The sequence below is a fragment of the Bradyrhizobium sp. I1.14.4 genome, from assembly GCF_050435825.1.
Taxonomy (GTDB): Bacteria; Pseudomonadota; Alphaproteobacteria; order Rhizobiales; family Xanthobacteraceae; genus Bradyrhizobium.
This window is the reverse complement of the sequence record NZ_JBNDLA010000003.1, coordinates 395,711-410,031: the sequence shown is the minus strand read 5'-3', so window position 1 is coordinate 410,031 and position 14,321 is coordinate 395,711. Positions and strand designations below refer to the sequence as shown.

The following is a 14,321-nucleotide window of genomic DNA, read 5'->3' as shown; positions in this document are numbered from 1 at the left end:
CGATGGATCGCGCCACGCTCGCCGCTTACGACAGGGAAGCGGCGGCGTTTGCGCAGGATTGGCACGATCAGCCGGCGCCGGTCGATTTGCAGGAGATCGTCGCGCGTTTCTTCGTCAAGGGCGGCGCGACCGCCGATATCGGCTGTGGCAGCGGCCGCGAGGTGGCATGGCTGAACGCCAATGGCTTTCCGGCCGAAGGCTACGATGCCTCGCAGGGTCTGCTCGCGGAAGCCCGCGCGCGATATCCAAAGCTGCGCTTTGCGCATGCCGAATTGCCTGACCTCCGCGGCATCGCGGCCAACAGCTTCGACAATGTGCTGTGCGAGACCGTGATCATGCATCTCGATCACGCGCTGATCGCGCCGTCGGTCCGCCGCATGTTCGACATCGTGAAGCCCGGCGGCGTCCTCTATCTGAGCTGGCGCGTCACCGAGGGCACCGACCTGCGCGATGCTCACGGCCGGCTCTATGCTGCATTCGATGCGGCGCAGGTGCGGGCCGAGCTCAGGGCGACGAGCCTGTTGCTCGATGAGGCGTTGGTCAGCGTTTCCTCGGGCAAGAAGATTCACCGGCTGGTGGCAAGCAAGAGCGATGGGAGGCAAGCATGACGAGACTGGCGACATGCGCCTGCGGGCAGCTCCGGGTGACCTGCCACCAGGAGCCAGCGAAGATCGCGCTGTGCCATTGCCTGGAGTGCCAGAAGCGAACCGGCAGCACCTACGGCATTGCCGCCTTCTTTCGCCGCGCCGACGTGGAGCCGCAAGGCGAGGCGCGGCAGTACACCCGTATCGGCGACAGCGGCGCTCCGGTGGTGTTTCATTTCTGCCCGACTTGCGGGTCGTCGGTCTATTGGGAGCCCGGCCGCGCGCCCGACCTCATCGCAATTGCGGTCGGCGCCTTCGCGGACCCCGATTTTCCGGCGCCGTCGCAATCGGTCTACACGCAGCACCGCCACACCTGGGTCGTCGACAGGTGAGCGACCGCCTCTGACAGGTGCCCCCGGAAATATTTAGACACAGTTTGCAATTTGTTAACCATGCCCTGCGAAGGTCGCGCCGGATCAACGGTTTTTTAAGAAATCGCCCCTGGCGCCAATGCAGGGACCGCCCCGATGACCTCGATCGGCACCACGCCCAATCCCTACGCCCAATATGGTTCGGCCTATGCGCGCGCCGCGGCGACGCCCTCGCTGGCAGCGACACTGTCGGGCGACGGCTCGGCCGGCGACCTGTCGGCGTCCTCGACATCAAACGCTGCAACCAACCTGACGCTGTCGGACGCCGCCCGCGCGCAACTCGCCAAGGCGCCGCTGCCGGATTTTGCAACCGTCAGCAGCGACGCGCGCGTCACGCTCGACCGGCTCTACACGGTCGCCGGCGTCAAGGCGCCGATCGTCGACGGCAAGACCACGATCGATCTCTCGACACTGGACCGTCGCTCGCTGTTTGCGATCTCGACCAACAATGGCGGCAAGTTCACGCCGGACGAGCAGGCGGTCGCCGCCACCGAACTGAAGCAGCGCTTCGACAAGGCGCTGGCGCCGTCGCTTGCGACCACGCGCCTGACCGGCGACTACAGCGTCAGCTACAAGGCCGCACTCGACTATCTCGATGGCGCCAGCGACGAGGAGAAGGCAACCGCGACCTGGGCCAGCCAGCGCGCTGCGGTGCTGAAGGGGTATCAGGCGACGCAGCAGGATCCGAACACGGCGCCGTCAGGGATTTCCGGAGACCCGATCGCGGCCGCGCTGGCGGGAACCACATCTCCCGCAACGGGGAACACGCGCGACTTCAGCAGCGTGGCGAGCGACGTGCGCGCCTTCCTAGATCGGCAGAAGAGCGAGGCGGCGAGCAACGGCAAGGAGCTGGTCTACGACGTCAGGCGCAAAACCGGGCAGCTCGCGGACCTGTCCTCGCTCGACAACCGCTCGCTCTCGGCGATCTCGCTGAACCAGGACAAGAAATTCTCAGGCGAGGAAATCTTCGCGGCCAAGCAGGAACTCAACACGCGGACGCGCCTTGCCGTGCTCGACGCGCTGAAGCAGAGCCAGTCGGCCGGCGATCCGCGCCAGTTCAGCCTCGGCATCCTCAAGCAATATTCCTCGATGAGTGCGGAGGAACGCCAGGCGGCCAACTGGACGCAGGATTTCCAGGACGCCGCGATCAAGAGCTACAAGTCGACCTCGACGCTGCTCTCGATCCTCAAATCGTAAGCCGGCGCGACATTCAAACTTGATCGCAACGCGACAGAAAAGCCCCGCCTGGAGGGGAGGCCGGGCGGGGCTTTCTGGTCCGGTCGATCTTCGCGCACATCCGCTTGCGCGGCGCCCGGACTGTTCGTTCAGGCTATCGCGCTGACGCAGAGCTAGTCGACCACCTGAACGATCCGTCGCGAACGCGGCTCGACCAGAACGGTCTCACCATTCACGACGGTGTAGCGATAGGGCGTCGCGCCGAACCGTTGCGGCACGTCGTAATAGGTCACGCCGGCATCCGGCAGCACGGTGCCGACCACGACGCGATCCGGAATGGTGTAGTTCGGTACGCGCTCGCGCACGATATACTCGCGGAATGCCGGGCGCTGCTCGATCGCAATGCCCTCGTCATCCTCGACTGCAACCGGCGGGCCACCGCGGACAACGCCAACGGTCTGGGCCTGTGCGGCAACAGCCGGCACCGTGATCGCAGCAGCAACCGCTGCAACGGCAAATATTCTGTTTCGCATGGCTCGCTCCATTCTTTTTGCGCGCGCGCCGGCCTTCGCCGATGCGCACGGCGAGCCAATGCATCTGACGTGGTGATGTTCCGGGAAACCCGCCGCCAAATACGCGGCAATTTGGAGTAATTTTCGTGAGTTGCGGGAACTCTCAGGCCGCGACGGGCGTCTTGATGTGGGAACCCCCGCAGCGGATAAACTGCCGCTCGATTCGCTCTTCCAAAAACCGCCGGAGAACACTTCAATGGTCATCACCGCTGGGCATTTGCCGCACATTGTCGCTCTGATTGCAGGCATCCTGATCCTGATCATGCCGCGGCTGCTCAACTACATCGTCGCGATCTACCTGATCTTCGTCGGGCTCGTGGGGATGGGTCTCTTGCGCTGGCTGCACCTGTAGCGGGAAAGCGGGGTTTCGCGGCTTGCGCGGACCCCCCCAAAATGGTGTAAGGCGCGCATCTTCGACCCCTCTTTTCGGATTGTTGTCTGACATGGCCAAAGCCGTCGCGAAGTCCAAGAAAACTGCCGAGAAAACTGCAGCGAAATCAAAGTCCTCCGCACCGGCCCGCAAGGCGGTGCCACAGGCGCGCAAGGTCCTGAAGAAGAGCGCCCCGAAGGCGGCGCCGAAAGCCGCCGCCAGGCCGGCGGCAAAGCCGGCCAGCAAGGCGCCGGCGAAGGCGGTTGCGAAGAAGGCGGCCCCGGCTGCGATCAAGGCGGGCAAGTGGGTCTATACGTTCGGTGACGGCAAGGCCGAGGGCCAGGCGACCTTGCGCGATCTGCTCGGCGGCAAGGGCGCCAACCTCGCGGAAATGGCCAATCTCGGCCTGCCGGTGCCTCCCGGCTTCACGATTCCGACCTCGGTCTGCACCTATTTCTACGAACACGACAAGACGTATCCGAAGGAATTGAAAGCACAGGTTGAGAAGGCGCTCGACTATGTCGGCAAGCTGACCGGCAAGACGTTCGGCGACGCCAGGAACCCGCTGCTGGTCTCGGTACGATCCGGCGCGCGCGCCTCGATGCCGGGCATGATGGATACCGTGCTCAATCTCGGCCTCAACGACCGGACGGTCGAAGCGCTCGCCGAACTGTCCGGCGATCGCCGCTTCGCCTATGACAGCTATCGCCGCTTCATCACGATGTACTCCGACGTGGTGCTCGGCTTCGAGCATCATCACTTCGAGGATATCCTCGACACCTTCAAGGACGGCCAGGGCTATTCGCTCGACACCGACCTCACCGGCGACGACTGGGTCGAGCTGGTCGGCAAGTACAAGGAAGCGGTCGCCAGGGAGACCGGTCACGACTTCCCGCAGGATCCTCATGACCAGCTGTGGGGCGCGATCGGCGCGGTGTTCTCATCCTGGATGAACGCGCGCGCGGTGACCTATCGCAAGCTGCACGACATTCCGGAATCCTGGGGCACTGCCGTCAACGTGCAGGCGATGGTGTTCGGCAACATGGGCGAGACCTCGGCGACCGGCGTTGCGTTCACCCGCAACCCCTCGACCGGCGAGAGCAAGCTGTACGGCGAGTTCCTGATCAACGCCCAGGGCGAGGATGTCGTCGCCGGCATCCGCACGCCGCAGGACATCACCGAAGAGGCGCGCCAGGAATCCGGTTCCGACAAGCTGTCGATGGAAGCCGCGATGCCGGCCGCGTTCAAGGAGCTGACGCGGATCTACACGCTGCTCGAGAAGCACTACCGCGACATGCAGGACATGGAGTTCACGGTCGAGCAGGGCAAGCTGTGGATGCTGCAGACCCGCGGCGGCAAGCGCACCGCGAAGGCGGCGCTGCGCATCGCGGTCGAGCTCGCCAATGAGGGGCTGATCTCGCGCAAGGACGCGGTGACGCGGATCGACCCGGCCTCGCTGGACCAGCTGCTGCACCCGACCATCGATCCCGCCGCCAAGCGCGACGTGATCTCGACCGGCCTGCCGGCCTCGCCCGGCGCTGCCTCCGGCGAGATCGTGTTCTCGTCGGACGAAGCGGCCAAGCTGCAGGCCGACGGACGCAAGGTCATATTGGTCCGCATCGAGACCAGCCCGGAAGACATTCACGGCATGCACGCCGCCCAGGGCATCCTGACCACTCGCGGCGGCATGACCTCGCACGCGGCGGTGGTCGCGCGCGGCATGGGCAAGCCCTGCGTCTCCGGCTGCGGCACCATTCGCGTCGATTACGGCCGCGGCACCATGAGCGTGGGCTCGCGCACCTTCAAGACCGGCGACGTCATCACCATCGACGGCTCGGTCGGGCAGGTGCTGGCCGGCCGCATGCCGATGATCGAGCCGGAACTGTCCGGCGAGTTCGGCACGCTGATGGGCTGGGCCGACGAGGTTCGCAAGCTCGGCGTCCGCGTCAACGGCGACACGCCCGATGACGCGCGCACCGCGGTGAAGTTCGGCGCCGAAGGCATCGGCCTCTGCCGCACCGAGCACATGTTCTTCGAGGAGACCCGCATCCGCACCGTGCGCGAGATGATCCTCTCCGAGGACGAGCAGTCGCGCCGCGCCGCGCTGTCGAAGCTGTTGCCGATGCAGCGCGCCGACTTCGTCGAGCTGTTCGAGATCATGAAGGGCCTGCCCGTCACGATCCGCCTGCTCGATCCGCCGCTGCACGAGTTCCTGCCGCACACCCAGGCCGAGATCGAGGAAGTGGCGCGCGCCATGAACACCGATCCGCGCAAGCTCGCGGACCGCGCCCGCGAACTGTCCGAGTTCAACCCGATGCTCGGCTTCCGCGGCTGCCGTCTCGCGATCGCCTATCCCGAGATCGCCGAGATGCAGGCGCGTGCGATCTTCGAGGCCGCCGTCGAAGCCGGCAAGCGCACCGGCAAGGCGGTCGGTCTCGAGGTGATGGTGCCGCTGATCGCGACCAAGGCCGAGTTCGATCTGGTCAAGGCGCGGATCGATGCGACCGCCAATGCGGTGATGAAGGAGACCGGCGTCAAGCTGACCTACCAGGTTGGCACCATGATCGAGCTGCCGCGCGCCTGCCTGATGGCCGGCGAGGTCGCAGAGACCGCGGAGTTCTTCTCCTTCGGTACCAACGATCTGACGCAGACCACCTACGGCATCAGCCGCGACGACGCTGCGAGCTTCCTTGGCACCTATGTCGCCAAGGGCATCCTGGAGATCGATCCGTTCATCTCGGTCGATCGGGACGGCGTCGGCGAGCTCGTCAGGATCGGCGTCACGCGCGGCCGCAAGACGCGGCCGAGCCTCAAGGTCGGCATCTGCGGCGAGCATGGCGGCGATCCCGCATCGGTCGCGTTCTGCCACGAGGTCGGGCTCGACTACGTCTCGTGCTCGCCCTATCGCGTGCCGATCGCGCGTCTCGCCGCAGCGCAGGCCGCGCTCGGCAAGGAGATCGCCAGCCAGGCGTAGCGATCGGTCGGTTCAGAGAGTGCAGTGGCCGGGACCAAGTCCCGGCCATTTTTCTTGGTGCGCGCTGTTTAGCCACCGCGCAGCGACGGTCGCGCGCAACAGCTTGTTCACCATCTTCGTTGACCTGTTGTTTACGACTTTCCTGCGCCGCGCGTTTACCAAGGCGCATGATGCAGCGCGCGACACATGCGCGATCGCTTGAGTGTAGCGCGCGAGCAACGCCGATTAACTCCGCGGCAACCTAAACAAGTTAGCAACGGGAAAGGTCGAATTGCGCGGATGTACCGCGTTCGATTGCACTCAGTAAGCGTTGCGTGAGCGTACGATGTTTGTGTCGCGTAACCAGCCGAAGGGCGCACGTCTTGCGCTCTTCGGTCTCGGTCTTGGCATCTTCGCACTTGTGCCGACCGAGCTCGGATATCAGGATATTGCTTCGCTCCTGGCCCGGCAGCCCGGCGTCGCCGAGCGCTGGCAGAAGCGCGTTTTCGCCTCCGCGGTCGGCTCGATCCAGGTCGCGACCTACAGCTTCGGCCGTCCGATCGGAACCTCGGCGCCGCAAGATCCGCAGATCCTGCTCGCAAAGCTGGACAGTTCGAGCGTCGACATCGTCGGCACGGTGACGCGCAATCCGATCGCGGCGCCGCCGCCGCGCTACCAGGCATCGGATTTTCCCAAGGTAGATCGCACCTTGAAGGGCGATCGTCTCGTCGTCAGGCGGCCTGACCAGCTTGATCCCGCAGAGCCCGCAAACACGGCTCCGGCGAACGAGGATCCCGCGACGTCGAATTCGTCGGTCAAGGGCATGAAGACCGTGACCGCGCCGGCGGACAACGCGCCGCTCGATCCGGAATTGCAGGAAGCGCTCCGCGCGCCGCCCTTGCCGCAATATGCGAAGCCGTTGTCGCAACAATACGACGTGTCGCTGTCGCTCGAGGCCAGTCCGCTCGACGATCGGAAACCGGCGCCCGCGAAGCCTGCTGCGGCGCCCGCCGATGCAGCGCGCGAGCGCGATCCGTTTGCATTCAAGACCGTGAGCCTGTTCTTCGGCTCGTCGCTCGGCACACCCGAGAATCTCGAGCGTTGGCAGCCCGGCGAGGCGCCGGTCGTCGTGACGCCGGCAGCACAGCCCGATCCCGACATGAAGGTGATGGCATCACTGCCGGTCGATGCGGACGGCCCGGTCAAGGCCGGCGAGATGGGTGAGAGCATCGCGCCAAAAGGCGAGGTCAACGCCGACGACCAGCACACCAAGACGCCGGCGGAGCGGCTCGGCCTGTTCGACGAGAAGGCGCGCGCCAAGTCGGAGAAGTGCCTCGCGGAGGCCGTGTATTTCGAAGCGCGCGGCGAAGCGGTGCGCGGCCAGATCGCGGTCGCCCAGGTGGTGCTGAACCGCGCCTTCTCCGGCAAATATCCGGAGACGGTGTGCGGCGTGGTCTACCAGAACAAGAACCGCCACTACGCCTGTCAGTTCACCTTCGCCTGCGACAACACGCCCGACGTCGTTCGCGAGCCCGACATGTGGGATCGCGCCAGGAAGATCGCGAAGGCGATGCTCGACGGCAAATTGTGGCTGCCGGAAGTTGATCGCTCGACCCACTACCACGCCTATTGGGTGCGGCCGTCCTGGGTCAGCGAAATGAAGAAGACGTACAAGTTCGGCGTCCACACCTTCTATCGCCCGCGCGCCTGGGGCGACGGCAGCGACGCGCCGAGCTGGGGCAACCCGGCCGAGACCGCCAAGATCTCGGCGCAGCTCGCCGAAGCCGCCCAGAGCTCAGCAGAGCAGGCCAGCGCCAAGCGATAGGGTTTTCGCAGACGCGTCATTCCGGGATGGCCCGTAGCGCCACACCGCAAACCCGATGTTCCGGCTGTCACCTCGAGATTCCGGGTTCGCGACGTTGTCGCGCCCGAGACGACAGTCGCAAAATCTGCAGGGCAGCCCTGCAGGCGAATATTTTTCTCTTATTCTTCTCCGGCCCCTCTTGGGATTTTCATGCATATGCATTAACTCCCCGTAACGTTCGGCGGGACGGTTCCCGCGAAGCAGTTGCGGGGAAGACAAGATGGCCGTTACCACCGGGGATCTTCGACCGACATCGGGCACCTGGCGCGCGCCGCTCGTGATCATTGTTTGCGGCTGCGCGATCGCGCTCTTGAGCTTCGGCCCGCGTTCCAGCCTCGGCTTCTTCGTGCAGCCGATGAGCCATGAATTCGCCTGGGGCCGCAACGTGTTCGGCCTCGCGCTGGCGCTGCAGAACCTGTTGTGGGGCCTCGGCCAGCCGATCGCGGGTGCGATTGCCGATCGCTTCGGCCTGCTGCGCGTGATGGTCGTCGGCGCACTGCTCTACGCCGCGGGACTGCTGCTGATGCGCTATTCGACGACGCCGCTGTCGCTCGACATCGGCGCCGGCGTCCTGATCGGCTTCGGTCTGTCGGGCTCCTCGTTCAACCTGGTGCTGTCGGCGTTCAGCAAGCTGCTGCCGCCCGCACAGCGCGGCATCGCGCTCGGCGCCGGCACTGCGGCCGGCTCGTTCGGCCAGTTCCTGTTCGCCCCGTTCGGCGTCGCGATGATCGACAATTTCGGCTGGCAGACCGCGCTCCTGGTGTTCGGCGCGCTGATGCTGCTGATCCTGCCGTTGTCGCTGGCACTTTCGACGCCGCCGACGGAGACGAAGGATGCAGCGCCCGCCGATCAGCAATCGTTCAAGACCGCGCTCGCCGAGGCGTTCGGCCATCGCTCGTATGTGCTGCTGGTGCTCGGCTTTTTTACCTGCGGCTTCCAGCTCGCCTTCATCACCGTGCATCTGCCGGCCTATCTCGCCGACCGCGGTATTCCGACTTCGACCGGCGGCTGGGTGATCGCGGCGATCGGCCTGTTCAACATCGTGGGCTCGCTCAGCGTCGGCTGGCTGCAGAACATATTCCCGAAGCGCTACATCCTGTCGGTGATCTATTTCACCCGCGCGCTGTCGATCATCGCCTTCATCTCGTTTCCGATCACGACGTTCTCGGCGATTGCGTTCGGCGCGATCTCCGGCCTGACCTGGCTCTCCACGGTGCCGCCGACCTCGGCGCTGGTGGCGCTGATGTTCGGCACGCGCTGGTTTGCGACGCTGTACGGCTTCGCCTTCGTCAGCCATCAGGTCGGCGGCTTCCTCGGGGTCTGGCTCGGCGGCATCGTGTTCGAGCAGTACGGTTCCTACACCCCGATCTGGTGGCTGTCGGTGGTGTTTGGCGTGCTGTCGGCGCTGATCAATCTGCCGATCGTCGAAGCGCCGGTCGCGCGCCCGGTTGCGCAGCCTGCCTGATGGGTTAAACACTCCCCGAAACCAGAATTACGGGGAGTGCACATCATGGCTACGTTCAAGGCAATCAGGATCGACAAGGCGGACAAGGGTACCACCGCCGCACTCACCCAGTTCGACGAGGCCGAGCTGATGGATGGCGACGTCACCGTCCGCGTCGAATGGTCGACGCTAAACTACAAGGATGGCCTCGCGCTAACCGGCAAGGCGCCGGTGGTGCGCAGGTTCCCGATGATCGCCGGCATCGATTTCGCCGGCACCGTCGAGCAATCCAGCCATCCGGACTGGAAGGCGGGCGACAAAGTCGTCTGCAACGGCTGGGGCATGGGCGAGACCCATCTCGGCGCCTATGCCGAGAAGGCCCGCGTCAAGGGCGACTGGCTGGTGCGGCTGCCTGACGGCATCTCGGCCCGCGACGCGATGGCGGTCGGCACCGCCGGATATACCGCGATGCTGTCGGTGCTGGCGCTGGAGAAGCACGGTCTCACCCCGAAGAGCGGCCCGGTGGTCGTCACGGGCGCCGCCGGTGGCGTCGGATCGGTGGCGATCGCCGTGCTGTCGAAGCTCGGCCATCACGTCATCGCGTCGACGGGGCGGATGTCGGAGGCCGATTATCTCAAGGGTCTGGGCGCCACCGAGGTGATCGATCGCGCCGAGCTGTCAGGTGCGCCGAAGGCGCTTGCGAAGGAGCGCTGGGCCGGCGGCGTCGACAGCGTCGGGTCGACCACGCTCGCCAATCTACTGTCGATGACCAAATATGGTGGCGCCATCGCGGCCTGCGGTCTGGCGGCCGGTATGGACCTGCCGTCGTCGGTCGCGCCCTTCATTTTGCGGGGTGTGTGCCTTCTCGGCATCGATTCCGTGATGTGCCCGATCGAATTGCGCAGAATCGCCTGGCGCCGTCTTGCGAGCGATCTGGATAAGGCAAAACTGGCTGATATCACTCATGAAATCGCCTTGGACGAGGTCACGGGCTACGGGGCGAAAATCCTCGGCGGTCAGGTCCGCGGCCGGATCGTGGTAAAAATAGTCTGAGGACGTTCAGACTTTACCAACCAAGCTGCTCCAATGTTGCCACTGTTGGTATGGTAAGCAGCGGGTAAAGAGACTTGCAGCATGATCCCGGGGGGCCGGGTTTCCTCGCGCAGACGTCGAGAAGCGTTGGTGCGGGGATCATGCTCACAAGGAGCGGGTGCCCGCGCTCGTAAGTGGAGTAGCTCATGCTTGCGCGTTTGGTGTTGGGGGCCGTCACGGCCGGAGCGATGGTCGTGCCGGCGTTCGCTGGCATGATGAATGCCGATGAGGCCCGCAGGTTCGTCGCCGGCAAGGTATTCGCGTTCACCTGTTTCGATGGCACCCGCGGCGCCGGCCGCATCCTAGACGACATGGGCGCCGCAGGCTCGATCCAGTTCTCCGGCTCCGGCCCGATCCGCCACGTTCGCCTGCCGGGCAATACCTTGCAAATCCGCGGTCAGAGTGTGTGCGCTTCCCTGAAGGGCATTCCGTTCGAACCGTGCTTCAACCTCGACAAGCAGGACGAGCGCTCATTCCGCGGCTCGGTCTCCGGCATGGGCTTCGCCTATTGCGAATTCCGTCACCAGGGCGGCCAGCAGATGCTGATGGCGCGCGCGGTGGCCCGTCCGCGCTCGCTGCATCCGCGCACCCGATCCGCGGATGCCTCACAAGTATCGCGCGTCGAGACACCGCAGGTCGGAAGCGCGAAGCTCGAGCCGGTCAAGGCCGAGCCCGCCAAGGTCGAGAGTGCGCCGGAATTGCGCCGCTCCACCGACTAACGCCTCATCTGCGCGCTAGCGGGAATACCGCCCAAGCCGTAGTCATACGGATGGCGGTCGCCACGCGTTGATAGCTACTCAATACCCTAGCGTTCGCCGAGAGGCGGGATGGTGGGGACACCGATTTGAGTAGTGATATGGCGCAGTATTTTTTCCGTATCAGTGATGGCGATTACGCCGGTGCGTCCGACCACGCGACGGAATTTGAGAGCCGTGACGTGGCCTGGGCCGAGATGACCAAGGTATGCGGCAATTTCCTTGGCAGCATTTCGCGCAACATGAAGCAAGACAGTGAATGGCACATGGAGCTGCTCGACGAAAGCCGGAAGCCCGTGTTCCGGATTCGCCTGGTCGCTGAATCCGTCGACTGAGGTTCTTGCTTCAGGACAATAAACTCTAAGCCTCAGTCTGCAGCGCGGGCGAAGCTGCCCGCCTGCGGAACAGGATGCGCTGATACAGCCAGCCGATCGCGACCAGCACGATGCCAAGGCACATGAACGACAGCGCCCGGTAGACGCCTGATAGCGTCGACATGTCGACCAGGAACGCCTTCAGGATCGTGAGACCGATCACCGCAGCGGAAGCGAGCCGCGCCCGCTCCGAATTGACCACGATGCCGATGCCGAGCAGCGCGACGCCGAACATCAGCCAGGCGATCGAGTAGGTGTATTGCTCCGCGCCCGTGGTCTCGCCGCGCGTCAGCACCGGTCCATGATAGAGCCTGCGGATTTCGAACGTGACGTAAGTGAGCGCAAGCACCAGCGCGCCGGCGGCGATCGTGTTGGCGTAGCTTGCGGGACGATGGCCCGCCACCGCGTAGGACAACAGCAGCGCCAGCACGGCCGGCAATGCATAGCCGAGCAGCAGCAGATTGATGAAGCTGCCGCCGACGTCCTGCCACCACAGCATCGGGTTCTCCAGCCCCAGCAGCCCGAACAGGCTGGCAAGCCCGGCGAACGCGGTCAGCAGCACCGCGCCGACATTGTGGACGATGCTGCCGCTGCGTAGCCGCAGCCGCTCCAGCCCGATCGCCATCGCGAGCGTTACGCCGACCTGCAACGCGACCTCGGTCAGTCCAGCGCTATCGCGATAGACGTCACCGCCATTGACCGCGTGGCGGATCTCCATGAAGGCGAGCAGCACCGTGAACAGGATGGCGGCGGATTCGACCATGCGCAGCGGGACGTCGTCGCCGTTGCGGCGCAGGAAATGGCTTCCGGCCCAGAATGACAGCGCCGGAACGCCATAGCCCCACAGCAGCCAGTTGAAGATCGGCGTGGTGCCGACGGCATCGCCCGCGATCCGCGGCTCGTAGCCGATCCGTAGCACCACGATGCCGGCCAGGATCGCGGCGAGCCAGCGCAGGAACGGGATCGGCCGCTGCACCGACAGCCAGGCCGTGCCCACCGACACCAGCGCCAGTGCGATGGTGAGCCAGCCCTTGTCGAGCGCGAAGGTCAGCGCAAGCGCCAGCGAGGCGAGGGCACCGGTCGCCGACAGTGCGATCGAGGGCGACAGCTCCGGACGCTCGCCGCGCCGGGCCAGCGCTTCGGTCGCGGCAGCGTAGGCCGCGGCGAGCAGCACGGCGAGGATCGCGAACGGGATCGAGCGGTCGAGATGTGCAATGCGCGCATACAGCGCGACCAGCAGCGCGACCGGCGTGAACACGGCTGCCGCAGCCCAGGTCACCGTGATCTTCGTCGTGGCGAAACGGAATTGTGCAAGGAAGCCGGCGATGCCGAACGCAGCTGCGAAGATCGCTGCGGTGACGAGATGCAGCGAGACCGAGCCATCGGTCGCGGACGGGCCGATGCCCGGAATTGCACCGCCCGGCAGCACCAGCACGTCGACGTTGCGGCGGACGGCCCATTCGCCGAACACGATGAAGACAAAGGCAGATGCTGCGCCGATCGCACCGGTAGCCGCCGGCGCACGCCAGGCGACGAAAAGGCTGCCCGCCGTCAGCAGCGCAAAGCCGATCATCGCGATGTCGGCGTGCGCGCTGTTGAGCACGATCAGCATCGCACCAAACAGATAGGCCGCGAGCGACCCCGACGAGATCGGCTCGATCTCTTCGCCATCGCCGTCGGGGCCGAACATGAAGCCGCAGACCACGAGCAGCGCCGCCAGCACGAAGCCTGCGATGACGTGGAAGACGTGCGGCGCGACCATCTCCGGCCCGCATTGCAGACACGGGAAGGTCCACAACAACGCGAAGGCGATCGTCGTGACGGCGAGCCAGCGCCACAGCCGGATACGCGCGAGGCCGAACGCCGCCGCCGTGACGATGGCGAGGTAGATGTAGAGCGACCAGAAGTCGGGCTTGTCCGAGGAGACCAGGATCGGCGTGACGAAGGCGCCGACGATGCCGAGCCCTGCAAGCGCTGGCCCATGCAGCAGCGCGGCCGCGAGCGTGCCGAGCGCGACCATGCCGAGCAGGATAAAGGCGGTTGCCGGCGCGAGGAAGTCGTACAGCGCATAGGCGGCGTAGACGGTGGCAAACGCGACTGCAGTGCCGGCCGCGGTGAGGATCGCCGGTATGTTAGCGATCGGCAGCGCTGCGATGTTGGAGATGCTTTCCTTGCGCCGCGTCCATTCGCCGGCGCCGAGCAGCGCCAGCGCGAACAATCCGCCGAGCAATGTGCGCACGCCGGGGCCGAGCAGCCCGGCCTCGATCGAGTAGCGAACCATGAAGAAGCCGCCGAGCGCGAGCGTCAGGCCGCCGATCCACACCACCCAGCGCGTGCCGAGCGTCTCCTCGAAGCCGGGTGCCGGCTGCGGCGGGGCTGGCGGTTCTGGCAGAGGTGGTGGCGTGGCGCTTGCAGCGTCCACGGTGGGCTCTGCCTGGGCGTCCGGCTCGCCGGGAGCGGCCTCCGGGAGCGGTGGCGGCGCGATGGGAGGTGCTGTGGAAAGGGTCTGCTCGAATTCCTGGAGCGGCGCCAGCGGCGGCGGGACGGCCGTCCGCGCGACGGCCACGCCTGCGGCCTCGATTGCATCCAGCCGGCGCTGGAGCACCGAGATCTGGCCCAGCGCCTTGCGCGCGAAAATGATCGCAACAATGGCGATGACGAGCGTGAGGAAATCGAACGGCGAATCGAACATCGGGCCTCCGGCAG

12 protein-coding genes are annotated in these 14,321 nt (G+C 65.5%); 10 read left to right on the top strand and 2 right to left on the bottom strand.

Annotated features, from left to right (window positions below; translation table 11 throughout):
• Positions 1–2 precede the first annotated feature (2 nt).
• The 3 genes from ABIB78_RS09045 (at position 3) to ABIB78_RS09035 (ending at position 2,212) form a co-directional block, all read left to right on the top strand.
• Positions 3–608, top strand: coding sequence for a class I SAM-dependent methyltransferase (locus ABIB78_RS09045; protein ID WP_429023786.1), 606 nt, complete (start codon positions 3–5; stop codon positions 606–608).
• A complete protein-coding gene (locus ABIB78_RS09040) occupies positions 605–976 on the top strand; it encodes a GFA family protein (protein WP_429023784.1) in 372 nt (123 codons plus the stop codon). Before ABIB78_RS09045 ends, ABIB78_RS09040 begins: the two co-directional genes overlap by 4 nt.
• A gap of 135 nt (positions 977–1,111) precedes the next feature.
• On the top strand, positions 1,112–2,212 hold the full coding sequence (locus tag ABIB78_RS09035) for a hypothetical protein (RefSeq protein WP_429023783.1): 1,101 nt from the start codon (positions 1,112–1,114) through the stop codon (positions 2,210–2,212).
• A 152-nt stretch (positions 2,213–2,364) separates the two neighbouring features.
• On the opposite strand, the gene ABIB78_RS09030 is transcribed toward ABIB78_RS09035, so the two are convergent.
• Positions 2,365–2,724 carry a DUF1236 domain-containing protein gene (locus ABIB78_RS09030; RefSeq protein WP_429023781.1) on the bottom strand — a complete coding sequence of 120 codons (360 nt, stop codon included), beginning with the start codon at positions 2,722–2,724 and terminating at the stop codon, positions 2,365–2,367.
• Positions 2,725–2,959: 235 nt separating this feature from the next.
• Here ABIB78_RS09030 and ABIB78_RS09025 point away from each other — a divergent pair, with 235 nt between their 5' ends.
• The 7 genes from ABIB78_RS09025 to ABIB78_RS08995 all read left to right on the top strand — a co-directional run bounded on the left by ABIB78_RS09025 (position 2,960) and on the right by ABIB78_RS08995 (position 11,576).
• On the top strand, positions 2,960–3,115 hold the full coding sequence (locus tag ABIB78_RS09025; RefSeq protein WP_084518327.1) for a DUF3096 domain-containing protein: 156 nt from the start codon (positions 2,960–2,962) through the stop codon (positions 3,113–3,115).
• 91 nt (positions 3,116–3,206) lie between these two features.
• The gene (gene ppdK / locus ABIB78_RS09020; RefSeq protein WP_429023779.1) at positions 3,207–6,107 is read left to right on the top strand and encodes a pyruvate, phosphate dikinase; all 2,901 of its coding nucleotides are present in this window, start codon (positions 3,207–3,209) and stop codon (positions 6,105–6,107) included.
• A 325-nt stretch (positions 6,108–6,432) separates the two neighbouring features.
• Complete coding sequence (locus ABIB78_RS09015; protein WP_429023777.1) at positions 6,433–7,911, top strand: cell wall hydrolase; 1,479 nt, start codon at positions 6,433–6,435, stop codon at positions 7,909–7,911.
• A 259-nt stretch (positions 7,912–8,170) separates the two neighbouring features.
• Complete coding sequence (locus ABIB78_RS09010) at positions 8,171–9,415, top strand: MFS transporter (protein WP_429023775.1); 1,245 nt, start codon at positions 8,171–8,173, stop codon at positions 9,413–9,415.
• A 45-nt stretch (positions 9,416–9,460) separates the two neighbouring features.
• The gene (locus ABIB78_RS09005; RefSeq protein ID WP_429023773.1) at positions 9,461–10,447 is read left to right on the top strand and encodes an MDR family oxidoreductase; all 987 of its coding nucleotides are present in this window, start codon (positions 9,461–9,463) and stop codon (positions 10,445–10,447) included.
• Between the two features lie 185 nt (positions 10,448–10,632).
• Positions 10,633–11,205, top strand: a complete 573-nt coding sequence (locus ABIB78_RS09000) for a hypothetical protein (RefSeq protein WP_429023771.1) — start codon at positions 10,633–10,635, stop codon at positions 11,203–11,205.
• Between the two features lie 137 nt (positions 11,206–11,342).
• Positions 11,343–11,576 (top strand): DUF6894 family protein, encoded by a 234-nt coding sequence (locus ABIB78_RS08995; RefSeq protein ID WP_050403167.1) that lies wholly within the window; start codon positions 11,343–11,345, stop codon positions 11,574–11,576.
• A gap of 25 nt (positions 11,577–11,601) precedes the next feature.
• On the opposite strand, the gene ABIB78_RS08990 is transcribed toward ABIB78_RS08995, so the two are convergent.
• Positions 11,602–14,307 (bottom strand): DUF2339 domain-containing protein, encoded by a 2,706-nt coding sequence (locus tag ABIB78_RS08990; RefSeq protein WP_429023769.1) that lies wholly within the window; start codon positions 14,305–14,307, stop codon positions 11,602–11,604.
• Positions 14,308–14,321 lie beyond the last annotated feature (14 nt).

Coding starts and splice junctions, on each gene's coding strand:
- ABIB78_RS09025 (WP_084518327.1), top strand. CDS start 2,960: ATGGTCATCACCGCTGGGCATTTGCCGCACATTGTCGCTCTGATTGCA.
- ABIB78_RS09000 (WP_429023771.1), top strand. CDS start 10,633: ATGCTTGCGCGTTTGGTGTTGGGGGCCGTCACGGCCGGAGCGATGGTC.
- ABIB78_RS09040 (WP_429023784.1), top strand. CDS start 605: ATGACGAGACTGGCGACATGCGCCTGCGGGCAGCTCCGGGTGACCTGC.
- ABIB78_RS08995 (WP_050403167.1), top strand. CDS start 11,343: ATGGCGCAGTATTTTTTCCGTATCAGTGATGGCGATTACGCCGGTGCG.
- ABIB78_RS09035 (WP_429023783.1), top strand. CDS start 1,112: ATGACCTCGATCGGCACCACGCCCAATCCCTACGCCCAATATGGTTCG.
- ABIB78_RS08990 (WP_429023769.1), bottom strand. CDS start 14,307: ATGTTCGATTCGCCGTTCGATTTCCTCACGCTCGTCATCGCCATTGTT.
- ppdK (WP_429023779.1), top strand. CDS start 3,207: ATGGCCAAAGCCGTCGCGAAGTCCAAGAAAACTGCCGAGAAAACTGCA.
- ABIB78_RS09010 (WP_429023775.1), top strand. CDS start 8,171: ATGGCCGTTACCACCGGGGATCTTCGACCGACATCGGGCACCTGGCGC.
- ABIB78_RS09045 (WP_429023786.1), top strand. CDS start 3: ATGGATCGCGCCACGCTCGCCGCTTACGACAGGGAAGCGGCGGCGTTT.
- ABIB78_RS09030 (WP_429023781.1), bottom strand. CDS start 2,724: ATGCGAAACAGAATATTTGCCGTTGCAGCGGTTGCTGCTGCGATCACG.
- ABIB78_RS09005 (WP_429023773.1), top strand. CDS start 9,461: ATGGCTACGTTCAAGGCAATCAGGATCGACAAGGCGGACAAGGGTACC.
- ABIB78_RS09015 (WP_429023777.1), top strand. CDS start 6,433: ATGTTTGTGTCGCGTAACCAGCCGAAGGGCGCACGTCTTGCGCTCTTC.